The organism is Glutamicibacter sp. (genome assembly GCF_050701915.1).
Classification (GTDB): Bacteria; Actinomycetota; Actinomycetes; order Actinomycetales; family Micrococcaceae; genus Glutamicibacter.
Genome location: NZ_JBOGEG010000002.1, coordinates 15,122 through 37,595 on the forward strand (window position 1 = coordinate 15,122; position 22,474 = coordinate 37,595).

At 59.0% G+C, this 22,474-nt stretch carries 21 protein-coding genes and 1 tRNA gene; 18 read left to right on the forward strand and 4 right to left on the reverse strand.

What is annotated here, in order from left to right; all coding sequences use genetic code 11:
• Positions 1-253: 253 nt before the first annotated feature.
• From ACRDT3_RS02180 to ilvA, 10 genes are all read left to right on the forward strand, one after another.
• Positions 254-907 (forward strand): FtsB family cell division protein, encoded by a 654-nt coding sequence (locus ACRDT3_RS02180; RefSeq protein ID WP_431491398.1) that lies wholly within the window; start codon positions 254-256, stop codon positions 905-907.
• Positions 908-936: 29 nt separating this feature from the next.
• A complete protein-coding gene (locus tag ACRDT3_RS02185; protein WP_431491399.1) occupies positions 937-1,638 on the forward strand; it encodes a DUF501 domain-containing protein in 702 nt (233 codons plus the stop codon).
• Positions 1,638-2,564: an exopolyphosphatase gene (locus ACRDT3_RS02190; protein WP_431491400.1), complete on the forward strand. Its 927-nt coding sequence runs from the start codon at positions 1,638-1,640 to the stop codon at positions 2,562-2,564. The genes ACRDT3_RS02185 and ACRDT3_RS02190 overlap by 1 nt, the downstream gene beginning before the upstream one ends.
• Positions 2,565-2,598: 34 nt before the next feature.
• Entirely contained in the window at positions 2,599-4,104 is a 1,506-nt protein-coding gene (locus ACRDT3_RS02195; RefSeq protein WP_431491401.1) for a S8 family serine peptidase, read from the forward strand.
• Between the two features lie 190 nt (positions 4,105-4,294).
• Positions 4,295-5,662: an NAD(P)/FAD-dependent oxidoreductase gene (locus tag ACRDT3_RS02200; RefSeq protein ID WP_431491402.1), complete on the forward strand. Its 1,368-nt coding sequence runs from the start codon at positions 4,295-4,297 to the stop codon at positions 5,660-5,662.
• A gap of 117 nt (positions 5,663-5,779) precedes the next feature.
• A tRNA-Leu gene (locus tag ACRDT3_RS02205) sits at positions 5,780-5,861 on the forward strand.
• 300 nt (positions 5,862-6,161) lie between these two features.
• Complete coding sequence (locus tag ACRDT3_RS02210; RefSeq protein ID WP_431491403.1) at positions 6,162-6,968, forward strand: Bax inhibitor-1/YccA family protein; 807 nt, start codon at positions 6,162-6,164, stop codon at positions 6,966-6,968.
• Between the two features lie 213 nt (positions 6,969-7,181).
• Positions 7,182-8,621: an APC family permease gene (locus ACRDT3_RS02215; RefSeq protein WP_431491404.1), complete on the forward strand. Its 1,440-nt coding sequence runs from the start codon at positions 7,182-7,184 to the stop codon at positions 8,619-8,621.
• Between the two features lie 328 nt (positions 8,622-8,949).
• Entirely contained in the window at positions 8,950-10,152 is a 1,203-nt protein-coding gene (locus ACRDT3_RS02220; protein ID WP_431491405.1) for an AI-2E family transporter, read from the forward strand.
• Between the two features lie 3 nt (positions 10,153-10,155).
• Positions 10,156-11,427, forward strand: a complete 1,272-nt coding sequence (gene ilvA / locus ACRDT3_RS02225; protein WP_105657446.1) for a threonine ammonia-lyase — start codon at positions 10,156-10,158, stop codon at positions 11,425-11,427.
• A 76-nt stretch (positions 11,428-11,503) separates the two neighbouring features.
• On the opposite strand, the gene greA is transcribed toward ilvA, so the two are convergent.
• Together greA and ACRDT3_RS02235 are read right to left on the reverse strand one after the other, a co-directional pair.
• Positions 11,504-11,998, reverse strand: coding sequence for a transcription elongation factor GreA (gene greA, locus ACRDT3_RS02230; protein ID WP_431491406.1), 495 nt, complete (start codon positions 11,996-11,998; stop codon positions 11,504-11,506).
• A 289-nt stretch (positions 11,999-12,287) separates the two neighbouring features.
• On the reverse strand, positions 12,288-12,707 hold the full coding sequence (locus ACRDT3_RS02235) for a DUF4307 domain-containing protein (protein ID WP_431491407.1): 420 nt from the start codon (positions 12,705-12,707) through the stop codon (positions 12,288-12,290).
• A gap of 238 nt (positions 12,708-12,945) precedes the next feature.
• Between ACRDT3_RS02235 and mca the strand changes: the two genes are divergently transcribed.
• The 5 genes from mca (at position 12,946) to ACRDT3_RS02260 (ending at position 18,738) form a co-directional block, all read left to right on the forward strand.
• The gene (mca, locus tag ACRDT3_RS02240) at positions 12,946-13,812 is read left to right on the forward strand and encodes a mycothiol conjugate amidase Mca (RefSeq protein WP_431491658.1); all 867 of its coding nucleotides are present in this window, start codon (positions 12,946-12,948) and stop codon (positions 13,810-13,812) included.
• Positions 13,813-13,855: 43 nt separating this feature from the next.
• Positions 13,856-14,137, forward strand: a complete 282-nt coding sequence (locus ACRDT3_RS02245; protein ID WP_431491408.1) for a hypothetical protein — start codon at positions 13,856-13,858, stop codon at positions 14,135-14,137.
• Between the two features lie 32 nt (positions 14,138-14,169).
• Positions 14,170-16,284 carry a thioredoxin domain-containing protein gene (locus tag ACRDT3_RS02250; RefSeq protein WP_431491409.1) on the forward strand — a complete coding sequence of 705 codons (2,115 nt, stop codon included), beginning with the start codon at positions 14,170-14,172 and terminating at the stop codon, positions 16,282-16,284.
• A gap of 119 nt (positions 16,285-16,403) precedes the next feature.
• Positions 16,404-17,165, forward strand: a complete 762-nt coding sequence (locus tag ACRDT3_RS02255) for an isoprenyl transferase (RefSeq protein WP_431491410.1) — start codon at positions 16,404-16,406, stop codon at positions 17,163-17,165.
• Between the two features lie 256 nt (positions 17,166-17,421).
• Positions 17,422-18,738 (forward strand): PhoH family protein, encoded by a 1,317-nt coding sequence (locus ACRDT3_RS02260; RefSeq protein WP_431491411.1) that lies wholly within the window; start codon positions 17,422-17,424, stop codon positions 18,736-18,738.
• Here ACRDT3_RS02260 and ACRDT3_RS02265 read toward each other — a convergent pair.
• Positions 18,735-19,553 (reverse strand): hypothetical protein, encoded by an 819-nt coding sequence (locus ACRDT3_RS02265; RefSeq protein ID WP_431491412.1) that lies wholly within the window; start codon positions 19,551-19,553, stop codon positions 18,735-18,737. The two genes, ACRDT3_RS02260 and ACRDT3_RS02265, sit on opposite strands and share 4 nt — an antisense overlap.
• A gap of 83 nt (positions 19,554-19,636) precedes the next feature.
• On the opposite strand from ACRDT3_RS02265, the gene ACRDT3_RS02270 reads away from it, so the two are divergent.
• The 3 genes from ACRDT3_RS02270 to ACRDT3_RS02280 are packed head-to-tail and all read left to right on the forward strand — an operon-like array spanning position 19,637 to position 21,229.
• Complete coding sequence (locus tag ACRDT3_RS02270; RefSeq protein WP_431491413.1) at positions 19,637-20,140, forward strand: prepilin peptidase; 504 nt, start codon at positions 19,637-19,639, stop codon at positions 20,138-20,140.
• 4 nt (positions 20,141-20,144) lie between these two features.
• A complete protein-coding gene (locus tag ACRDT3_RS02275; protein WP_431491414.1) occupies positions 20,145-20,612 on the forward strand; it encodes an NUDIX hydrolase in 468 nt (155 codons plus the stop codon).
• Positions 20,613-20,659: 47 nt separating this feature from the next.
• Positions 20,660-21,229: a GNAT family N-acetyltransferase gene (locus tag ACRDT3_RS02280; protein ID WP_431491415.1), complete on the forward strand. Its 570-nt coding sequence runs from the start codon at positions 20,660-20,662 to the stop codon at positions 21,227-21,229.
• Here the strand turns inward: ACRDT3_RS02280 and ACRDT3_RS02285 are convergent.
• Entirely contained in the window at positions 21,226-22,416 is a 1,191-nt protein-coding gene (locus ACRDT3_RS02285) for a dipeptidase (protein WP_431491416.1), read from the reverse strand. The two genes, ACRDT3_RS02280 and ACRDT3_RS02285, sit on opposite strands and share 4 nt — an antisense overlap.
• Positions 22,417-22,474 lie beyond the last annotated feature (58 nt).

Genomic DNA, 22,474 nt, shown 5'->3' on the forward strand with positions numbered 1-22,474 from the left:
TTAATGGAATTATCTTGCCAAGTCCACGGCAACACCGCACGAAAAGCACCACGGGAATTGGGGGAGTATGGCTCAGCGACCACCGCGAATGCCTCGCCGTAATACTCCGGATCCGGCTGAAGAAGCCGTTATAACCCCGGTTGACCAGACGAAACATGCCGGTGCAGGCTCCGAAGCTGAACCGCCTACCGACGCTCTGCGCATAGTCAGGCCACAGGCGCCGGCCAAACAAACTCCTGTAGCACCACGCCCAATGAAGGCTGCCTCCGTTGCGCAGAAGCCGAAAAGCGCTGCCGCAAAGCCGAAATCGACGCCACGCTCAGCGTCAGATGCGTCACGTGCGCCGAAAAAATTTGCCGGAAATTACGCGCCGAAGCCGAAGGTGCCGCTGCGCGAACGCGCCAAGGAAAAGCAGAACGAACGCCGGCGCGATGACCGCATGAAGTTCTCCGCTGCGGTACGCCGCAAGCCGGGGCAGAAGCCGGTTGACCAGAACCAGGTCCCCGAGGGCGAACCCATTGCGGCGCACCGGTTTTCCGGCCGTATCGCCGCCTTGATCGTGGTCCTGGCATTCTTCGCAGTGATGCTCGTGCCCACGGTGAATTTCTACCGCACGCAGATGGCGGAGCTGAACGAGCTGCATGCCTCGATCGAAGCGTTGGAGACGCAGCGCGATGACCTCAAGGCAGAGATCGCGCGCTGGGATGACCCGCTGTACATCAAGCAGCAGGCACGCGAGCGGATAAACTTGGTTATGCCTGGTGAAAAGCTCTACATGGTGGTGGGCGAACGCCCTAAGGATGAAGAGACGCCCGCCGAAGGCAATGGAAGCACCTTCGAGGTGCGCCAGGAACTTCCATGGGTTGATGCTCTGCTCGACTCTGTCCGACGTTCTGCCACTGACTAACCACTTTAAACACGAAGAGACTTATAACCGTGACTGAACAGCCAATCCGCGAAGCCCTTGACGCCGCCGGACGAGTACCCAGCGAAGTTGACCTTGACACCCTCTCCCGCCAGCTGAACCGCCCGGTGCGCGATGTGGTGGAGATCGGTGCGCGCTGCGTTTGCGGCAACCCGCTGGTAGCTACTACTGCGCCACGCCTTTCTTCGGGTATTCCCTTCCCGACCACCTACTACCTGGCGCACCCAGTCATCACTGCGGCCGTTTCGCGTTTGGAAGCTGCCGGGCTGATGAACGAGATGAATGATCGCCTGGGCGAGGACGCGCAGCTGGCACAGGCTTATATCGCGGCCCACGAGTCGTACCTGGCCAACCGCGATGCCATCGGCCAGCGTTCGGGGACCGGCGCCGTTCCGGAAATCGCTGGCGTCTCCGCTGGCGGCATGCCGACCCGCGTCAAGTGCCTGCACGTGCTGGTGGGGCACTCGCTGGCTGCCGGCGAGGGAGTGAACCCACTGGGTGATGAAGCGCTGGCTGCCATTGCCGAGTGGTGGACCAAGGACAAGTGCTACTGCGTCGGAGCTTGGGACACCGAATCCGAGGCACCGAGCCGTGACCGCTCGCGCCACGTGAAGACCCAGGAACAGCAGGACCCGGCGGCCAAGCGTGCAGAACGCGCCCTCAAGCGTGCCGCGCGTGAAGCCGCGCAGGGCGCTGACCAGGATGATGCCTAATGCGCGTGGCCGGTATTGACTGCGGAACCAACTCCATCCGTCTGCTGATCGCGGACGTCGATGCCGATGGCCAGCTTGTTGACGTGCTGCGCACCATGCGCATCGTGCGCTTGGGCCAGGGCGTCGACGCTACCGGCGCCTTCGCTCCCGAGGCCTTGGAACGTACCTTCGAAGCTGCTCGCGAGTACAAGAAGCTGTGCGATGAGCATCGGGTAGAAGCGATCCGTTTCGCAGCGACCTCGGCGGCCCGCGACGCATCGAATCGCGAAGTCTTCTCCGAGCGGATCACCAAGATCCTGGGCGTTGCCCCAGAAGTAATTAGCGGTGAAGAAGAAGCATCCCTTTCCTTTGCCGGTGCGGCTTCGGTCCGGGACGGGCAAAGCGGCAAGAGCCTGGTGATCGACCTCGGCGGTGGATCCACTGAATTCGTTCTCGGCGATGCCACCGGCCCATTGGCAGCCAAGAGCCTGGATATGGGTTGTGTGCGCGTCACCGAGCGGTTCCACCAAGCGGGATTGCGTTCGGATCAGGCCTTGGAGTTCATGGACAGCACCTTGGAATCCCTGGCCGGATCCGTTGATGTTTCGCAGGTTGACGCGGTGATCATGGTTGCCGGCACTTTCACGACGCTCACCGCCCAAGCCCTGGGATTGAAGCAATACGAGTCGGAAAAGATACATGGGGCGCAGCTGAGCTTCGCCCAGATGCGCCAAGCGACCGCCAGCATGCTTTCCTACACCCGGGAAGAGCGCGCGGCGCTGGGCTTCATGCATCCGGGACGGGTTGATGTGATTCAAGCCGGCGCAGCCATCGTGCAACGCATCCTTCATTACCTTGAGCAGGCCAGCGGGAACCGTGAAATGGTTCTGATTGCTTCCGAACACGATATTCTCGAGGGAATCGCGGCTTCAGCTGCCGTTGCCTAAACCTGTCACCCAGTCACCGACCCAAGGAGATGTCTTGAGCTCAGCTTTGCGTGCCAGGAAAGGAATGGGCTTCCTCAAGCTCAGCTCTCTGCTTGTCGTAGCGCTGTTGGCCTTCACGCTGCTTAGCGTGGGCGCACCTGCCCGCGCCGACAACATGCGTGAGTCCGAATACTGGCTCAAATCGTTGGGCGTGGCTGAAGCGCACAAGACGACCAAGGGCGAAGGCGTTAAAGTCGCGGTTATCGACACCGGCATTGATACTTCGCATCCGGATCTGAAGGGCGCGGTTGTTGGCGGTGCCGATATGTCCGGCTCAGGCGGCGAAAAAGGCAACAGGCCCATTGGAGTCATGAGCGAGCACGGCACCTTGGTGGCGACCTTGCTCGCCGGCCGCGGCAACAACAAGGGCGAAATCAAGCGGATTAAATCTGAGAACGAGCGCTTGAAGGCTGCCTGGGAAAAGGCCAAGAAGACCGCTGAAGAAGATGACGAAGACATTCCTGAAGAACCTGAGTACGAAAAGGTTCCAAAGCTGAAGAGCGGTAATGACGGCGTGCTTGGCGTCGCGCCAGCAGCGGACCTGCTTTCTGTGTCGCTGTGGATGGGCGAAGGCAACCCGGCAAAGATTCCAGTGGAAACCCAGATCCCCCGTGCCGTGAAATGGGCCGTGGACTCCGGAGCCAAGGTCATCAACATGTCGCTCGGATCAACCAGCCCGGCTTGGCCGGAAAGCTGGGATGAGGCCTTCAAATACGCAGAAGACCATGACGTAGTAATTGTTGCCGCTGCGGGTAACCGTTCGGGTGGCATGAGCCAGGTGGGCGCTCCGGCTACCATTCCAGGGGTGCTGACCGTGGGCGGCGTTGATGCCAGCGGCAAGGCTTCGCAGGATTCTTCAACCGAAGGTATTTCCATCGGCGTTGCAGCCCCCGCCGAGCAATTGGTCGGAGGCTTGCCAGATGATGGCTACGCGCGCTGGTCCGGTACCTCCGGTGCGGCCCCGCTGGTGGCTGGCGTTGCTGCACTGATTCGTGCGCAATACCCGGATATGAAGGCTCCTGACGTCATCAACCGCATCCTGAAGACCGCCAAGGACACTGGCGCATCCGGCGTTGACAACCTCTACGGCTACGGAATCATTGATGCGCATGCGGCGGTGACTGCGAATGTCCCTTCGGTATCGGAGAACCCGCTGGGCACTATCAGCGAATGGATTCGCGTGCATCGTCGCAACACCGAGAAGACTGCTGATACCCCAGCTCCGGGCGTCTCGATGGAGAAGTCGGACCTCAAGCAGGTCGCAGCGCCCAAGCCAATTCTTCCCGATGACTCCGCGCCGGCGCTCCAGCCGTTGCTCATCGTCGGCGGGGGAGCGCTCCTGCTGCTGGTGATCATTGCAGGCACCACCCAGACCCTGGTGCGTCGTCAACGCGAGAAGGCTGCGGCGCAGCTTGGTTCGGCTTCATTGAGCTCGTTGCAGGTCCCAGATCATGCCGATGGCCGGGATCTGTTTGACGAGATACCCGAAGAAGAGAAGTAAATAGCGTTCAATGCGGGGTGGAAACTGAAGTTCCACCCCGCTTTTTCGCGCCTGCCGACGCTTAATTCGACAGCTTGATGCGAACCGCGCCAGCCGGAAACGCCCATGGGCGGCGAAGACGTGACACACCATACGAAAATAGTTAGTGAATGTTTTCACTAACTCGAAAAATCCGCGTAGAATCAACAGTATGTCGATCATCGAAACCTCCCAGAAGCGTCCGCGCATTCTTATCGTCGGCGGTGGCTACGTAGGCCTGTACGTCGCGATGAAGTTGCAGAAGAAGGTCAAGGCACACGGCGGCATCGTCACCGTTGTCGACCCGAACCCATACATGACTTACCAGCCATTCCTGCCAGAAGTTGCCGGTGGCCAGATTGAACCACGCCACGTTGTGGTCTCCCACCGTCAGCACCTGAAGCACTCCGAGCTGGTTAACGGCCGTGTGCTGAGCATCGACCATGCCAACAAGAAGGCTGTTATTGCCCCGGTCAACGGCGAGCAGTTCGAGCTGGAATACACCGACGTCGTGATGTCCGCTGGTGCGGTCACCCGCACCTTCCCAATCGCTGGCCTGGCTGAAACCGGCATTGGCCTGAAGACCATCGAAGAGGCCGTCGCCCTGCGCAACCAGGTTGCCGAGCGCATCGAGTCCGCTTCGAACATGACTGATCCAGTTGCACGCAAGCGCGCCCTGACCTTCGTGGTTGTTGGCGGCGGCTTCGCAGGCATCGAAACCATCGCCGAGCTGGAAGACATGGCTCGCCACCTGATCGGCCTCAACGACCGCATCGACGCGAAGGAAGCACGCTTCGTTCTCGTCGAGGCCATGGGCCGCATCATGCCAGAAGTCACCGCTGAGCAGGCAGAGTGGGTTGTCGAGCACCTGCGCAGCCGCGGTATCGAGGTATTGCTGAACACTTCGCTGAACAATGCGGAAGAAGGCAACCTGGAACTGATCAACATGGCCGATAAGTCCCCAGCGGGCGAGTTCGGCGCCGACACCCTGATCTGGACTGCTGGCGTTATGGCCAACCCGATGGTTCGCTCCACCGATTTCCCAATCGAGCAGCGTGGCCGCATCGAGACCCGCACCGACCTGCGCATCAAGGACGCCAACGGCGAACCTCTGGAAGGCGCCTGGGCAGCCGGAGATATCTCGGCAGTCAAGGACGTCACCGGCGGCCTGCCAGATGGCACCTGCGTTCCAAACGCACAGCACGCCGTGCGCCAGGCCAAGCTGTTGGCGAAGAACCTGTATGCTGCCCGCTACGGCGTTGGCACCATCAAGGAATACAAGCACTCCAACCTGGGTGCCGTTGCCGGCTTCGGCCGCAACAAGGGCGTTGCCAAGGTTGTTGGCATCAAGCTCAAGGGCTGGCCAGCCTGGATGGCACACCGCGGCTACCACGGCATGGCCATGCCAACCTTCGAGCGCAAGTTCCGCGTCGTTGGCGACTGGCTGGTTGCGCTGTTCTTCAAGCGCGATGCCCTGCAGCTGAACAACCTCGAAGCACCACGCACTGCTTTCGAAGAGTCAGCCAAGCCAAAGAAGTAGGCTTGGGACCTAGGTGATCGACGACGATGCGAGGGGCCAAGGAATTGGCCCCTCGCGTACGTCAGCAAAGAAGGATTTTTTATTTGCTTTGCCGATCACGTAAGATTTGAGAGTCCTGCCCCCATGGTGGAATTGGCATACACGGCTGACTTAAAATCAGCTGCCGAAAGGCTTGTGGGTTCGAGTCCCACTGGGGGTACAGAATAAGGCCGTTGCTGTTCCGGATTTTCCGGTCCGCACCGGTCTTTTCATTTTTCCGAAAGCAAAAGCGCGTCCATCGTTCAACTTCAGGCATCGTGCATTTCACCAAATTCACCTGCCAGTGCAACCTTGATGCTAAAACTTTCAAGAATATCGCTGACAGAGTAGTTTTTCTTCGGAAAAATGCCCCATATCATCCTTCCGACTGAGTGATTTCACAGCATTGCTCAATAGGATTAAGCAAAAGATCTTCAGCTAGCCAAGTGCCAGCGCAATCGCAATCTATGGGGGAATGACATTGGGCAATCCAATCTTTGGTTCCAGCAGCCGCTCCGATGCTTGGGGAACCAAGCCTGGAAGTCCTGTTGGATTCCGAGACACCGCAAATATGAGCGCAGACCAGCTGCAACAGATGTACCAGCAGCCTGCTGCAACCAGCGCCGACACCGGCCGCATGACCATCGGGACCACGATCAACAAGACCGTGCTCTGCCTAGCCTTGGTCGTAATTGGCGCCGCGATTGGCTGGGGCATGCCGATCCTCATGTTGCCAGGTGCCTTGGTTGGTTTTGTCCTGGGCCTGGTTAACGCTTTCAAGAAGCGCCCATCGCCAGTGCTGATCCTCCTGTACTCCGCAGCCCAGGGCCTGTTCCTTGGCGGTCTCTCCGGTTTCCTTGAAAGCCGGCCAGGCCTTGAGGGAATCGCCATCCAGGCAGTGCTGGCTACCCTGTGCGTAGCCGGCGTAACCTTGGCGCTGTACCGCTCAGGCAAGTACCGCATGACTCCCAAGCTGAACAAGATGTTCATGATCGGCATGGTCGGTCTGATCGCCTTCTCGCTGCTCAACATGGTTCTGATGCTCACTGGCGTCATCGACGGCATGTTCGGCATGCGCCACGGCGTCCTCGGCCTGATTATCGGCGTAGTTGCCGTTCTGCTGGCAACCTATGCACTGGTTGCTGACTTCACCATGATCGAGGAACTGTCTAACCAGGGCGCTCCAGCCATCATGGCATGGCGCGGTGCCTTCGGCCTGACCATGACCCTGATCTGGCTGTACACCGAGATCCTGCGCATTCTCGCGATCTTGCGCGGCGACGAGTAGCCTTAACAACATAGCTTGCCAAGACCAGTGCCCATTTCGGGCATTGGTCTTTCTGCGTTAAGCGCACGTTCAAATATGAATTTTTATGATCGACCGCAACCGCGAATACCGTGGAAAATGACAGCTGATTGGGCAGTCATGTGAAACTTTGGTTAGATTCTCCTGTAGCGATTCAGTTACTCAACTCACAACAAGTTTGGCAGGAAGAACGCAATGAGAGTCGATCAAACATCAGGAAAGCCGCCGGGCTTGGTGAAAACCCTGGGAAACTTGGATGCCCTGGCCCTAGGGTTCGGTGCAATGATCGGCTTTGGCTGGGTAGTGCTGACCGGTGGGTGGCTGGATAACGCGGGCACGATGGGCGCGGTACTGGCCATGCTCGTTGGCGGTGGCATCATGGCGGTCGTTGGCCTGACCTATGCCGAGCTGACTGCGGCCATGCCAAAAGCCGGCGGCGAGCACAACTTCATCCTGCGTGCCTTGGGAGCCCGGCCGTCGTTTATTGGATCCTGGGCAATTACCGGCGGCTATGTGACCATCGTAGCCTTCGAAGCGGTCGCTTTGCCGCGAACCGTGGAATACATCTTCCCGGGCATGAGCCAGGTTCCCCTTTGGAGTGTTGCCGGGTTTGAAGTTAACCTGACCTGGGCGCTGGTAGGCGTGCTTTCCGCGATCGTGATCACCTGGATCAACATCCGCGGCGTGAAGCAAGCTGGAGTACTGCAGACATTCGTGGTGCTCTTCCTCATGGCTATCGGTGCCTTGATGATCGTGGGAGCCTTTGCCGGCGGCGAAGCCAAGAACATGGAACCGTTCTTCACCCCTGGAACCAGCGGGTTCTTTGCCGTGCTCGTTGCGGTGCCATTCCTGTTCATCGGTTTTGACGTGATTCCGCAGTCCGCTGAAGAAGTGAATATCCCGGCCAAGCAAATTGGCAAGCTCGTAGTCGTCTCCGTAGTCTTGGCCACCATTTGGTACGTCATGGTTGTCGTGACCACATCGTCAGCCATGCCTGCATCGCAACTAGCTGGAGCTGACATTGCAACGGCAGATGCATTCGGGGCCATGTTCGGTTCGGAGCTGATGGCCAAGGTGCTGATTGCTGGTGGCATCGCCGGCATCTTGACCTCATGGAACTCGCTATTGCTAGGAGCTTCGCGATTGGTCTACTCGCTGGCCCGAAGTGGCATGCTTCCTTCCTGGTTTGGCAAATTGCATCCCAAGTACCGCACTCCAGCCAACGCCCTGGTCTTCATCGGCGGAATCTCAATGCTGGCGCCATTCTTCGGCGCTGAAATGCTGGGGTGGCTCGTGGACTCGGGAGCGCCAAGCATAATTGTGGCTTACTTCCTGGTATCGGTAACCTTCCTTGTGCTGCGCAAACGCGAGCCAAAGATGGATAGGCCGTTGCGCGTTGGCGGTAACGGAAATGCTGGAATTGTTATCGGCTGGACTTCGGTCCTTCTCACCGCTGCGCTCTTCAGCCTTTACATGCCTGGCATGCCGGCATCCTTGAGCTGGGAGCCATGGGTCATCTTCGCTATTTGGTGGGCTTTGGGCGCAATTTTCTTCTTCAAGGTTCCCGCTGGCATTAAGCCTGGTGAGGACGCTGAGGAGAGGGTACTTGAAGCGGTCATGCGCCGCCGGAGGTAGGGGCCGTGCAGTGCCTAATGAGCCGTGGCCTTCAAGCTGGCATGACCAGGAAGATGCATCCTGCGCAATCTGGTTACCTGTGGCCGAGGCAAATAAACATATTGAATTAGATTTCTAGGACCAGTGCCCATATCGGGCACTGGTCTTTGTTTTTTGTCACAATTGAGACATGGATCAAGACGCTCTCTGGCAAACGCGATAGCGTGGTTCCATGAAGAGCAGCCGGTTGGAACGTCTACGCCGTTTTCGTGTCTCACTTCCTAGTAAGCCGGCGGAAACCCCTGCCACACCACGTCCGGATCTGACGGATTTCAAAAGTGCCGAGGACATGCCCTATGCCATGCGCATGGCAGCCGCGTGGGCCTGGCGTTTCCTGATCATCGTCGCAGCAGTGGGCGTGCTGGTGTGGGCGCTTTCAAAAGTCTCCTTGCTGGTCATCCCGGTTTTCATCGCAGCGCTGCTAGCAGGGCTGCTTTCACCGGTTGTGAATACGATGAACTCCAAGCTTGCGGTACCTCGCGGGTTGGCCGTCGGCATAACACTCATCGGCTTCCTTGCACTGGTAACGGCAGGACTATCGGTTGCAGGGCAAAAACTTTCGGCCGGCTTTACCGCCCTTTGGACCCAAGCGCTTTCGGGCATCGAGCAGGTCCAGGACTGGCTGTTCAACGGTCCGCTCAAGCTGACCAACGACGATCTGCAAAAGGTCCTGGACGATACCCTCGTCCAGCTTCGCGGCAATGCCACCAACATCCTGAGTGAAGCAATCAGCTGGACCTCTGCGATCGGGCAGATCCTGACAGGCACATTGCTGGCGGTCTTCGCCTTGATATTCCTGCTGCTTGACGGACGCAAGATCGGTTTGTTCTTGGTTAACCTCTTGCCGCGCCGCGCCCGCCCGGCGATGGACGGAGCCTTGACCCGGGGCTGGGCCTCGCTGGTCACCTACGTGCGAGTCCAGATGGTCGTTGCGCTGATCGACGCCATCGGCATCGGATTTGGTGCATTCTTCCTGGGCGTACCACTTGCGATGCCACTGGGCGTACTGGTCTTTATCGGCTCCTTCATCCCAATCGTCGGTGCACTGATTACCGGTGCCTTGGCAGTTTTGCTCGCCCTGGTAGCCAATGGCTGGGTCAACGCATTGATCATGCTGGCCGTAGTGCTGCTTGTCCAGCAGGCGGAGTCCAACATCCTGCAGCCACTCATTATGGGCAAGGCAGTAAGCCTGCATCCGCTGGCAGTTGTCCTGGCAGTCGCCGGCGGCACAATGCTCGCAGGCATTCCAGGGGCACTCTTCGCCGTTCCGCTACTGGCAGTAATCAACGCGGTCGTGAAATACCTGTCGGGCCGAACATGGGAAACCGACCAATTCGTGATTGAACACTACGGGAGCCAAATATTGGTGGAGAACCCGAAAGCGAACGACCCAGCGAAGTCCAACCCACCTGTAACGGCTACAGGCACTGCCACCGCACCACTAGCTTCGCCGGAAACCCGGCCCCCTGAGACCACAGCAGATGAGGAATAGACCATGAGCACTGAACCTACTTTGCCGGTTACGCTGGCTGATATCGAAGCCGCGGCTGAAGTACTCAAACCGGTTATTGCCCGCACCCCGGTGGAGCATTCCCGCGTTTTGTCCCAGCATGTCGGCGCCGAAGTTTTCCTCAAATGCGAAAATATGCAGCGCGCCGGATCCTTCAAGGTCCGCGGTGCCTATGTACGCATGTCCAAGCTCAGCGACGACGAGAAGGCTCGCGGTGTGGTCGCCGCGTCGGCAGGCAACCACGCGCAGGGCGTCGCCCAGGCCGCCAGCCACCTCGGAATCAAGGCTCGAATCTATATGCCGCGAGGCGTCGCATTGCCGAAACTGACTGCGACGCGTGATCATGGTGCAGAAGTCGTGCTTTTTGGCGACACCGTGGATGAAGCGCTGGCCGAGGCGCAGCGCTTTGCTGACGAGTCCGGGGCAGTCTTTGTGCATCCTTTCGACCACCCGGACATCATTGCCGGCCAAGGCACCATTGGCTTGGAACTGCTCGAACAACTTCCTGAGGTAGACACCGTGCTGATGGGTGTTGGCGGCGGTGGACTGCTGGCCGGCGTTGCCATCGCGCTGAAGGCCAAGGCCCGCGAACTGGGCCGCGAGATCAAGGTTGTGGGTGTCCAGGCGGAGAACGCCGCAGCCTACCCGCCATCCCTGGCCGCGGACGCGCTGGTCCCGCTGGATAACGTGCACACCATTGCTGACGGCATCGCCGTAGGCAAGCCAGGACAGCTGCCTTTCGCGATCATCAAGGAACTAGTTGATGACGTGGTGACGGTATCGGAAGATACACTCGCACGAGCTCTGGTGGTGCTCCTAGAGCGCAACAAGCTCGTGGTGGAACCTGCCGGTGCGGTGGGCGTTGCGGCACTGCTGGAGAACAAGCTGGAAGCGCACGGAATCAACCCGGCAACCACTGCGGTAATCCTGTCTGGCGGCAACATCGACCCGCTGCTGATGCTCAAGGTGATCCAGCGTGGCCTGTCTGCGGCCGGTCGCTTCTTGACGATTCGCATGATGCTTCCAGACCGTCCCGGCTCGCTGGCGCAGATCTCCAACATCATCGCGGAATCGGATGCCAATGTCACCCGTCTGGACCACACCCGTATCGGTGGTTCGCTGTCCATGGGCGATGTCGCGATCACCATCGACCTGGAAACCAAGGGCCATGAGCATTCCAAGACGGTGCTGAATAACCTGCGCGCCGAAGGCTTTGACCCGCAGATCACCAATACTGCTGGCGGTTCGGTCGCCTAGCCAGCAAGCAGCAAAGCCGGAAGGTCGCCACCCCACATGGGTTGGCGGCCTTCGGACTTTGCGCTGAAGCCTATTACTAGGCTTGGTAAGGCTTTGCAGAGATGATCTCAACCTTGATGTCGCGGCCGTTTGGAGCCAAGTACGACAGCTTGTCGCCAACCTTGGCACCGTGCACGGCAACGCCAATAGGGGATTGCTCGGAGTAGACCTCGAGGTCGGTGTCACCAGCAACTTCGCGGGATCCGAACAGGAAGGTGGTCTCATCGCCAGCGATATTGGCGACAACCAGCATGCCTGGCTCAACAACACCGTCATCGGCTGGAGCATCGCCTACGTCGGCGCGACGCAGCAGATCCTTCAGATACAGGATGCGGGCTTCGGCCTTGCCCTGCTCTTCACGGGCGGCGTGGTAACCGCCGTTCTCCTTCAGGTCACCTTCCGAACGTGCCTGCTCGATACGGGCAACGATCTCGGCACGTCCCGGGCCTGAGAGGAAAGTCAGTTCGTCCTGGAGCCGATCGTAGGCTTCCTGAGTCAGCCAAACGACAGGTTCGTTGCTGTTGGTGCTCACGTTGTACTTCCTTTGGTCAGTAGGGACTTCGCTTTGCCTTGGAACCTGTAAGAGGTCCTAAAGCCGAACGCCACCGAAACGGTGGCGTCGACGAAGTCGGATTCGGTACGGATCTGAGGGCTTGCACGTTATTGGCGATGCAAGCAAAGACCCCGCCAGGCCCATGTCCTAATGCTCAGCTAGAACCATGCGCCGATGCGGGGCGAAACGTATCTTTTCAACGATAGTAGTCGCCAAAACGATTTAAGCCCAATAGATTCAGCTATTAGGGGATGAAGAAGCTGAAATATTAACCCTTGTATTCCTGCGGAACCTCGTAGCACGACTCCACGCCAGCGGTGGTCGCAAGGTTGTCGGTGTGCAGGTCAATCTCCAGGCGCTGGGTGATGTGCCCGGTAGCTTCTCCAGGATCAAGCAATACGGTGTCGTATCCGACGATGGCCTTGGATTCGTTCATCGCACGAATATCGCACTGCACGCGGTGCTTGGTGTTGTATTCGACCGCGACAATGGCCTTGGCCTTGGTTGCGGAAATGACCTCGAACTCGATGTCCTGTGCGCTGATGGCGCTGTAGTTGCTGAAGCCGATATAGGCGGCCCCCGCAACGCCGACGGAGAGCGCGGCACCAATTAGCCAGTTACGCGATTTCTTAGAAAGACTGCGTTTCTTGGGGTTGTTGTAGCGAGCCGTTAAGCTTGGATCAGACATTATTTGCCTTGCACCACTCTCTTGCCTGGCGGCATTTGAACTGGGAATGCCGTACGTTGGTTCCTTGCTCAAGTTTACCGTCTTTCAGCATGGGGGAATAACCGGTGGTCGGCTGTGAGTTGTTATGGATGACGGACAGATTTGAGGCCTCGGGCTGTCCAAAACGTGGCATAAGGAAAGAAGATAAGTGGAGATTCACGACGTGAAGAAAATTGCTCCTTCGCAGGGTCTGCGACTCATGGCTATTCACGCGCACCCGGACGACGAATCTTCAAAGGGTGCTGCAACGATGGCTGCCTATGTTGATGCTGGCGCCGAAGTAATGGTCGTTTCCTGCACCGGTGGAGAGCGCGGAGATATCCTCAACGCTGCCGCTGGCGAACTCGCCCATGCGCACCGCGACCTCGCGGGAGTCCGGCGCACCGAAATGGCCGAGGCCGCTGCAGTCCTGGGCGTCAAGCACCGCTGGCTGGGCTATGTCGACTCCGGCTTGCCGGAAGGAGATCCGCTGCCGGAGTTGCCCTTCGGCGCCTTCGCCTTGCAGCCAGTTGAAATCGCTGCCGCCGGTATCATCAAGCTGATCCGTGAATTCCGTCCACATGTCATCACGACCTATGACGAAAATGGCGGCTACCCCCACCCGGACCATATCCACTGCCACAAGGTTTCGACCTTTGCTTTTGAGCATGCGGCTAATCCCGAAATGTACCCGGAACTGGGTGCACCGTGGTCGGTCAGCAAGTTGTACTACGACCGCGCCTTCGCACCGGATCGTTTCCGCACCTTGCACTACGCGATGCTGGAAGCCGGTTACGAGTCTCCATACACCGAGCGCGTTGCGCAGTGGGAAGCGGACGAAGAAAACCAGATGTTCAAGTGGGTTTCCCCACACACCACGACAACCCAGATCAACTGCGCAGATTTCTTCTCGCAGCGCGATCAGGCGCTGCTGGCGCACAGAACCCAAATCGACCCGGAAGGTTTCTTCTTCGCCGTGCCGGAACACGTCTACGCGGAGCACTGGCCGTGGGAGGACTACACGCTGATCTCCTCCAAGGTAGCTACCGAGTTGCCCGAGGCCGACCTGTTTGCCGGACTAAGATAGTACTAAGCGCTTTCCAGTACTAGAAATGAGTTGTCTTTTCATCGTGAATACGATCTTCGAATCCTTGGCTCTGACTTCCTCGACCCTCGGCGTCGGCACGGAGACCAGCAGCGAATACGGTCCAGGATTCCTTGGATTCATTTTCACCGCAGCCATGGTGGTTGCCGTGATCTTCCTGATTCGAGACATGGTCCGTCGAGTTCGCCGCGTGCGCTACACCTCGGAAGCCGAGGCAAAGCAGCAGGAAATGGTGGCCAAGGGAGAAGAGCGCAAGCTTCAGGAATCCGACGAGCCACACGACCCGAAGACCGACGAACAGCAGTAGGTACTTTGTGAGCTGCGCGATAGCATGATTGCGTGGCTCAACGACTCGCTGGCTCATCCAGCCAATATCTCAGACAGCATTCGCACCAACTTGTCGACTGGTTCCCCTATGGGGACGAAGCCTTCGAACAGGCCCGGTTGCGCGATGTACCGGTGATGCTTTCCATCGGCTATGCTGCCTGCCATTGGTGCCACGTGATGAGCCACGAGTCTTTCGACGATCCTGAAATCGCGGCGCTGCTGAACGAAAACTTCGTAGCCATCAAAGTGGACCGCGAAGAGCATCCGCTCGTGGATGACACCTACATGCTGGCCACCCAGGCGCTTACTGGTGCCGGTGGTTGGCCGATGACGATTTTCGCCCTTCCTGACGGGCGTACCGTACATGCGGGCACGTACTATCCGAAGGCACCTCGTGGCAAGACCCCAAGCTTCCGCCAGGTACTCAACGCCGTCCATGAGGCATGGGAAACCAAGCGGGATTCTCTGGAAGAACAGGCCCAAATGCTCGCCGCGCATCTGGCCGAACTCGGAGGCCGCCAAAGCTCGCTGTTGTCGCTGCAGTCCCAGCTGCCAGCAGAACAGGCCTTTGGCGCAGCACTCGATAGATGGGTTGCCGCTACCAAACCCGAAGGTGGTTTCACCCCGGCACCTAAATTCCCGCCGACGTGGGCTCTGAAGACGCTGTGGCGTGCAGTGATCACCACCCCGGATCGCGCCGAAGAGGCCTTTGGCGCGGCGGCGACCCACCTCGAAGCGATGTTCCTCGGCGGCTTGCAGGATCATGTCGACGGCGGTTTCGCCCGTTACTGCGTTGATGAGAACTGGTCAGTCCCGCACTTCGAAAAGATGCTCTACGACAATGCCGGGCTGCTCTCACTGGCGGCTCGCACCAGCGTCTTGGCAGCCGAATTTGCCCGCAAGTCCGAAGGGGAGGTGGCCCAGCGCGCGCAGAAACTTGCCGGGCTGGCCCAGCGCAGTGCCCAAGGGATTATCGGCTTCCTCAGCGAGGAACTGCTCACCGCTTCTTCCGCCACTCCGGCCTTTGCCGCGTCCCTGGATGCCGATTCATCCCGTGATGGCCACCAGGTCGAGGGCGCGTACTACACCTTTAATCGCGAGGAAATCGCACTCGTCTCCGACCCGCTGATTCAGCGCCTGCCCAAGGGGTTGCTGCGTTTCGCGCCGGTGGCCGAGGACCCGAAGAACTTCTGCTTCTCGCTGTTGAGGGTGCCTGAAAAGAGCGAAATCGGCGTTCTGCAGGAACTGCGAGATGCGATGCGCTCCCTGCGCCGCTCGCGAATTATGCCTGTGCGCGATGAAAAGGTGATCGCCGGCTGGAACGGCCTGGCCATCGAAGCGTTGTCTGAAGCTGCGCTTCTCCTGGACCAGCCCGAAGCCCTGGAGCTCGCCGAGAAGGCCGCTACGTCGGTGTGGCAGATGCAGTGGGATGAACGCGCCAGGCGGCTGGCTCGCGTGAGCTTCGCCAATCGTGCCGAGCACGGCAACGAAGGCACCTTGCAGGACTACGCCGCCTTGGCCCTGGGCTTCTTGGCATTGGGCCAGGCCAGCGGAGAAAAGCAGTGGGCCGCCCGTGCCAGCCAGTTACTGGGACGCGCTGCCGACTTCGTAGATCCGGAAACCGGGGTGCCGCGTGACGCGGTCCAAGCCGACGCGCGCATCGCAGCCCAGCGCAGCAACATTGCTGCCGTCACGGTGCTGGATGATGCGCTGCCGGCTTCGGGGGCGCTCTACGCCAAGGCGCTGGCGATGCATGCACTGCAGTCCATGTCGGCGGGGGAGTACGCCGAAGCAGAGGCGGCAGAGTTGGAAAGCGCCCGCCTGCTTTCTGCCCATGCCCTGGCTCTGGCCAGCGAGGCACCAACGCAAGTAGCGACGGCTTTGGAAGTGCAGTGCATAGTTTCCAGCCCGGTCCAGTATCTCGCGATTTCGCAGTGGGATTCGGAGGAAGCCAAACGCGTGCGTTCCGTGGCGTTGAGCCTTGGTCTGAATGTGCGCCACGATCCGTCGCTTCCTGGTGCAGCCCAGACCGTTCAGATCCAGCCTTGCCGCGAAGAACTTTGCCAGATTCCTGTCGCGGGGATGGATGGATTGTTCTCATTGTTCGCTTCCGGAAAGGGCGCCTGAGCCCGGGGCAATGTGTCCACCGTGGACGCGGTGAAGCGGGCAGATGCCCATGCTGGAAGATAAATAGCGGTAGATTTAGAACCTAGAGTTTTTGGAAACTATCGAAAGGCAGGGACAAGGTGCAGCTTCCGAACCTTGCGTACCGTTACTACGAACGGCGCTTGGCGAAGTCCCTCCCTGCCGACAGGCTTCCGCACCATATTGGCGTGATGGTCGATGGCAACCGCCGGTGGGCCAAGTTGGCCGGCACTCCGACCATGGCAGGCCACCAGGCCGGTGCCGACAAGATCTTGGAGTTCCTCGACTGGTGCGAGGACCTGAACATCCAGATGGTCACCTTGTACATGCTCTCCACCGACAACCTCAACCGGGAAGCCAGCGAGTTGCGCGACCTCTTGGAGGTCATCGGCACGACCCTTGACCGCCTGGGAGAGACCAACCGGGTCAAGGTCCAGCAGGTGGGAGCCAAGGACCTTTTGCCTGAAGACTTGGCGCAGAAACTTGCCGCCTTGGAAACCGTCACCGCCAATCGCACCGGCGTCCATGTGAATGTGGCCATCGGCTACGGCGGGCGCCGTGAAATTCTCGATGCTTTCAAGTCACTGCTTTGCAAGGCCGCCGAGGATGGCCGCACGATCGAGGAACTTGCCGCCGGCCTGTCTACTGAAGACATCGAATCGGCCCTGTACACCAAGGGCCAGCCAGACCCGGACCTGGTGATCCGCACCAGCGGAGAACAGCGTCTCTCCGGCTTCTTGACGTGGCAAAGCGCCTACTCGGAGTTCTACTTCTGCGAGGCGCTGTGGCCGGATTTCCGCCGCGTTGATTTCCTGCGCGCGCTGCGCGACTTCGCTGATCGCCAGCGCCGCTTTGGCACCTAAGTCCCGAGTCGTGCACCTGGCTCAGCTGTTCAGCTAATCGTTACCTGAACGTAGTCTCCCGGTAGAGCTTCAAGGTCTATGGTGATCATAAGGCCAGGGCAACAAGCCCCAGCTGATCGAAGGGTTCCTCACTAGATGACCAAATGCAGCGCCAGCCGGATCAATTGCCGGAATCGCCTTGGACATCCGGTGCTGGGATTCCCCACTTACGCGTGGGGAGAGTCCCCACGCCGGATTCGAGAATGGGTGCGCTGCCATGACACGAACAGCCGAGCAGGGTGTACGAACTTACGTCATTGATACTTCGGTCTTGCTTTCTGATCCGAAAGCCATGTTCCACTTCGATGAGCACCATGTAGTGATCCCGCTGACTGTAGTCACCGAGCTGGAACATAAGCGCAAGGATCCCGATCTGGGTTTCTTTGCACGTCAAGCCTTGCGTTTGCTTGATGACTTGATTGCCAGCCATGGTGGACTAGCCCAGGCAGTGCCAGTGTCCAAAACCGGTGGAACACTGCGCATAGAACTGAACAATATTGCCCCTGAGGTCTTGCCGGTGGGCATGCGCTCGGGCGATAACGATGCACGCATCCTGGCTGTCGCCAAGCACCTGCTCGATGAAGGCCTGGACGTAGCCCTGGTAACCAAGGACCTGCCGATGCGCATCAAGGCCTCTGCCATGGGCATCCATGCCGAGGTGTACCGCAATGAGTTGATAGCCTCGACCGGGTGGACCGGCATCCAGCAACTGGAACTGGGCGAAGATACCATGGCGAAGCTCTACGAACATGAACGGCTTCTGAACCACCCTGCGGTAGCCGATGAACCGATCAACACCGGCTTTGTCATCACATCCCCGCGAGGAAGCGCCCTGGGCCGCAAGGTTGATGCGAACACCTTGAAACTGGTGCGCGGCGATCAGCAGGCCTTCGGATTGCATGGCCGCAGCGCAGAACAGCGCATCGCCTTGGACCTGCTGATGGATCCATCCGTGGGCATTGTTTCCCTTGGCGGCAACGCCGGAACCGGCAAATCCGCTTTGGCGCTGTGCGCCGGAATGGAAGCGGTGCTTGAACGCAGGGAGCACCGCAAGATCACCGTGTTCCGTCCGCTCTATGCCGTCGGCGGCCAGGAACTGGGCTACCTGCCGGGCTCCGAGGGAGAAAAGATGGGACCGTGGGCGCAAGCGGTCTTCGATACCCTAGGTTCTATCGTGTCGAAGAACGCCATTGATGAAGTGGTGGAACGCGGGATGCTTGAAGTGCTGCCGCTGACCCATATTCGCGGACGTTCGCTGCATGATTCCTTCGTCATTGTTGATGAAGCCCAGTCCTTGGAACGCAACGTACTGCTCACGGTGCTATCGCGCATCGGACAGAATTCCAAGGTGGTGCTCACCCATGACGTGGCGCAGCGCGATAACTTGCATGTAGGCCGCTACGACGGTGTTGCGGCGGTCGTGGAACAGCTCAAGGGACATGCGCTCTTCGGGCATGTTACCCTGACTCGTTCGGAACGCTCTGCTATCGCCGCGCTGGTCACCAACCTGCTGGATTCGCCCACCTTAACCTAGGAACGTCGCTCGCTGCGCAGCTCCCACGGAATCGGTGCCCGGACATCGGTGAGCGTGGGAGCCGGGGCCGTGAACAGCGAATCTATGTAGTACTGGTTGTGGGCAAGAACCTGAAGCGAAAGTTCCGGGGCCGGCGGCATCCCCGGCTGCGCGGACATCACCCGTCGACTCAAGCAGACGCCTGTGGCCAGATCCAGTACCACGAGGGTTCGTGTGCCATCAGGAACAAGCGGACAGCTGGCGACCGCGGGCTGGTAGTTATGTCCTGCAGTGAGGACAGCTGCTAACGCCGGCCGGTTGCCATGGGTGATCTCTGCCAGCTCGTGAATATAGGTGGGGTGGTCAAAGGCCAGATCATGCGAGGCAGGCTCGGTGCCGGCAAGCTCCACTGGATCGAGCATCGACTCCCAGTGCTCCAAGGGCAGCAACCCATTGAATCCGGAAATTTGTGGTCGGCGCAGTATTAGTTGGTCAGAGGTATATACCGGGGAGGTCAGCGAGGCCGGCAGCTTCCATGAGGAATTAGTGGCTGCGACGTAGCCTCGACTCCGGTCTGCGGTGAACTTCTCCTGTTGGTACACCAGTTGTCCATCGGCCGAGCGCACGGCTATGGCTTCTCGCTGGCGGATGATGGCGGTCAGCATTCCTTCCAGGCTGCCTTCCGGTTTGGCGTAAATGTCCGGAACTTGAACCTGGAACTGCAAAGAGGTGCTTAGCCATGGGGCGGAGCGAGCCAAGGCACGGAAACGGCGGCGGGCCGCCGACTCAGGGGCAGCTTGCCCGGGGAAAAGAACTGGAACTGCTGGAACGTCCATACTCTAATTGTAGAAGCGGCTGAATTATTCACAAGAGGAAGATCCCTCTGCCGAAGAGCCGATGACGTGCCTATGCTCTAAACATGTCAGAAATTTGGAACGTGGCCCAGGAAAGCCCGACCACCGCAGCTCTGGTCGTCCTTCAGCTGGCCTGCTTTCTCGGCTTCGGGGTCCTCCTGTCCAAGGAGGACATGGCAACGCATCGTCTGCCCAACCGGCTAGTGGTTTACTGGTTGGCGGCCAGCATCGTGGTAGTTGCGCTGCTGGGGATCTTCCGTGCTGATGCGCACGGGATACTTATGGGTCTTCTGGGGCTGCTGCTGCTTGGCGGAGGCTATCTGCTCGTTACCCTGATCTCTGCGGGGTCCATGGGCATGGGCGATGTGAAGCTGGCCGGAGTGCTGGGCATGAACCTCGGCTACTATTCCTTGCCCAGTTTGTTCTTCGCAACATTGCTCACCTTCGTGTTGGCCACCGGCTGGGTTATCGGGGGAATGGCCGCGCGGAAGTTGACGCTGAAATCAGCGGTCCCCTTCGGGCCCTTCATGCTCGTTGGATCTTTTATCGTGCTGCTTATGGCACGATGAACTCATGGCAACTCCAGAATTCGTCACCCATCTCCGAAAACGCATCGGGCATGAACTGCTTTGGCTTTCTGGGGTGAAAATAGTTGTACTCCACGACAGCAGGGTGCTCTTGGTGCGACGTGCCGACAATGGGAAATGGACCCTGCCCGCAGGAATTATCGATCCTGGCGAGGAACCATCGCACACCGCGCACCGCGAAGTCCTGGAAGAGACCGGCGTTGAATGCGAAATCACGGAACTGTTGGGTGTCGGGGTGACAGTACCAACGGTGTATCCCAATGGGGATCATGCCCAGTACCTCGATGTAGTTTTCAAGGCCCGCCACCTTTCCGGCGAAGCGAAAGTCAACGATGACGAGAATCTGGAAGTGGGGTACTTCGAGCTAGCAGACCGGCCAGAACTCCCACCACTTCACGAACGGGCGCTGCAATGGGCACTGGACCCTCGGCCCGGTGGCTACTTCGCAAGTTGACGATTCCGACCGCCAAATCCTATTTGGCATGAGCATAGACTTGCCCCATGACCGGAATTGGATTGATTGAACCCTCTGCCGCACTGCACGCTTCCTTCGTGCGAAGCACAGCGGAATGGGCGGGTGCGGACCAAGACGGTGCCTCGGTCTTCTACGCTGCCAAGTACGGCTGGGATCTGCGCAGCGCGGAGGACTTCGCACAGTGGGTCCAGCTGCTCAAGGATCTGGAAAATCCGAACTTCACGCCACCGGAAGGATTCGTTGCCCAAAGCACGCTGTGGCTAGCGCAAGACGATGAATACCTGGGCGCGGTCAGCCTGCGTCACGAGCTGGGCAATGATTTCCTCCGCGAAGTCGGCGGGCACATAGGCTACGGCATACGCCCGAGTGCCCGTGGCAGTGGCCTGGCCAGAACCGCGCTCGCCGGATCCTTGGAACAAGCCCGCAACCTTGGCTTGCCGCGGGTCCTGCTTACCTGCAATGACTCCAATATTGCTTCTTCGCGAACTATCGAAGCTTGCGGCGGAGCCCTCGAAAGCGTCACTTCGGTTTCCGAAATCGGGCCCCGCTTCGGCTCCACCGAGGACCTGCGTCGCTATTGGATTGAACTGAGCTAGTTCGCTGGAAGCACCTCGCGCAAGACGCGCAACGTATTGCCGCCCATGATGGCCCCAATGTCGGTATCCGAGTAGCCGCGATTCATCAGTTCCTGAGTGATCACAGCGAGCTGGCTGGCATCCCATGAGACGGTAGTTGCTCCGTCGAAGTCGCTGCCCAAGCCAACGTGTTCGATTCCTGCGACCTTGATGACGTGCTCCATCGCGTCAACAACGGAATCCACATCGAGGGTGCAAATAGCAGCGTCCCAGTAGCCAATGCCAACAACACCACCGGTCCCGGCCACGGCACGGATCTGCTCATCGCTGAGGTTCCGGTTCACTGCACAGGTAGCTTTCACACCGCCGTGGCTGAAAACTACGGGTTTGGTCACGATCTTCATGGCATCGTTGAAAGTTTCATCGCTGGAATGCGCTAGATCCAATACGACGCCGAGCGCTTCCATGCGCCTGATGGCTGCTTCTCCGAATTCGGTCAGTCCTGCCTTCTCCACTCCGTGCTTGGATCCTGCGACGTCATTGTCGAAGAAGTGCGTGAAGCCTGCCATGCGCATGCCGTCGTTGAACAGGACATCAACGTTCTCGATGTTGCCCTCAAGATTCTGCAGGCCTTCTACCGAGAAGAGGCCCCCGGTGACCTGGCGGCCGCTGGCGCGGTCCTTGAAGAGTTGCTCGAGCTCGGCAACGTTCGTGATGGCACGCAGGGTGCCATTGGATTTCGCGGCATCATCACGCAGTTTCCAGGCGTGATAGCGTGAGCGTTCCAGCAGCGAGAACCAGGTCCTAGGCGGCTGGAGCTGGGCGATGGCCAACAGCGTGATGTTATCCGATCCAGCACTGTTGGAGTCGTAATTCTGGCCCACGGGAGATTTGGATACCGACGAGAAAACCTGAAGTGCGACATTTCCCTTTTCCAGGCGGGGCAGGTCTACGTGGCCGCGGCTAGAGCTCTTGAGCAAAGACCTGTTCCACATCAATGTATCGGCATGCATATCGGCGATCTGGAGCTTGGAATGCAGTTTGGCGGCTTCGCCGCTTATTTCCGGGAGGTCCTTGACCGCAATCTTGTTTCGGGTGTTTTCGACTATGCCCGGAGCGAAGACGAAGAATGCGGATAAGGACAGGACGAGGATGCCGCAGATCCAAAGTCCGATGCTCTTGAGATTCCGAGATGTGGTGCGAGTCATAGTTGGAGGCTAGCAGAGGCTGCCGCGTGGCAGGACGCTGCTCTTAGCGGTTAAGCAA

Bases quoted from the DNA above. Each gene is read 5' to 3' on its own strand.
- ACRDT3_RS02180 (WP_431491398.1), top strand. From the start codon at position 254: ATGAAGGCTGCCTCCGTTGCGCAGAAGCCGAAAAGCGCTGCCGCAAAG.
- ACRDT3_RS02190 (WP_431491400.1), top strand. From the start codon at position 1,638: ATGCGCGTGGCCGGTATTGACTGCGGAACCAACTCCATCCGTCTGCTG.
- ACRDT3_RS02200 (WP_431491402.1), top strand. From the start codon at position 4,295: ATGTCGATCATCGAAACCTCCCAGAAGCGTCCGCGCATTCTTATCGTC.
- ACRDT3_RS02215 (WP_431491404.1), top strand. From the start codon at position 7,182: ATGAGAGTCGATCAAACATCAGGAAAGCCGCCGGGCTTGGTGAAAACC.
- ACRDT3_RS02220 (WP_431491405.1), top strand. From the start codon at position 8,950: ATGCCCTATGCCATGCGCATGGCAGCCGCGTGGGCCTGGCGTTTCCTG.
- ilvA (WP_105657446.1), top strand. From the start codon at position 10,156: ATGAGCACTGAACCTACTTTGCCGGTTACGCTGGCTGATATCGAAGCC.
- ACRDT3_RS02235 (WP_431491407.1), bottom strand. From the start codon at position 12,707: ATGTCTGATCCAAGCTTAACGGCTCGCTACAACAACCCCAAGAAACGC.
- mca (WP_431491658.1), top strand. From the start codon at position 12,946: ATGGCTATTCACGCGCACCCGGACGACGAATCTTCAAAGGGTGCTGCA.
- ACRDT3_RS02260 (WP_431491411.1), top strand. From the start codon at position 17,422: ATGACACGAACAGCCGAGCAGGGTGTACGAACTTACGTCATTGATACT.
- ACRDT3_RS02265 (WP_431491412.1), bottom strand. From the start codon at position 19,553: ATGGACGTTCCAGCAGTTCCAGTTCTTTTCCCCGGGCAAGCTGCCCCT.
- ACRDT3_RS02270 (WP_431491413.1), top strand. From the start codon at position 19,637: ATGTCAGAAATTTGGAACGTGGCCCAGGAAAGCCCGACCACCGCAGCT.
- ACRDT3_RS02275 (WP_431491414.1), top strand. From the start codon at position 20,145: ATGGCAACTCCAGAATTCGTCACCCATCTCCGAAAACGCATCGGGCAT.
- ACRDT3_RS02280 (WP_431491415.1), top strand. From the start codon at position 20,660: ATGACCGGAATTGGATTGATTGAACCCTCTGCCGCACTGCACGCTTCC.
- ACRDT3_RS02285 (WP_431491416.1), bottom strand. From the start codon at position 22,416: ATGACTCGCACCACATCTCGGAATCTCAAGAGCATCGGACTTTGGATC.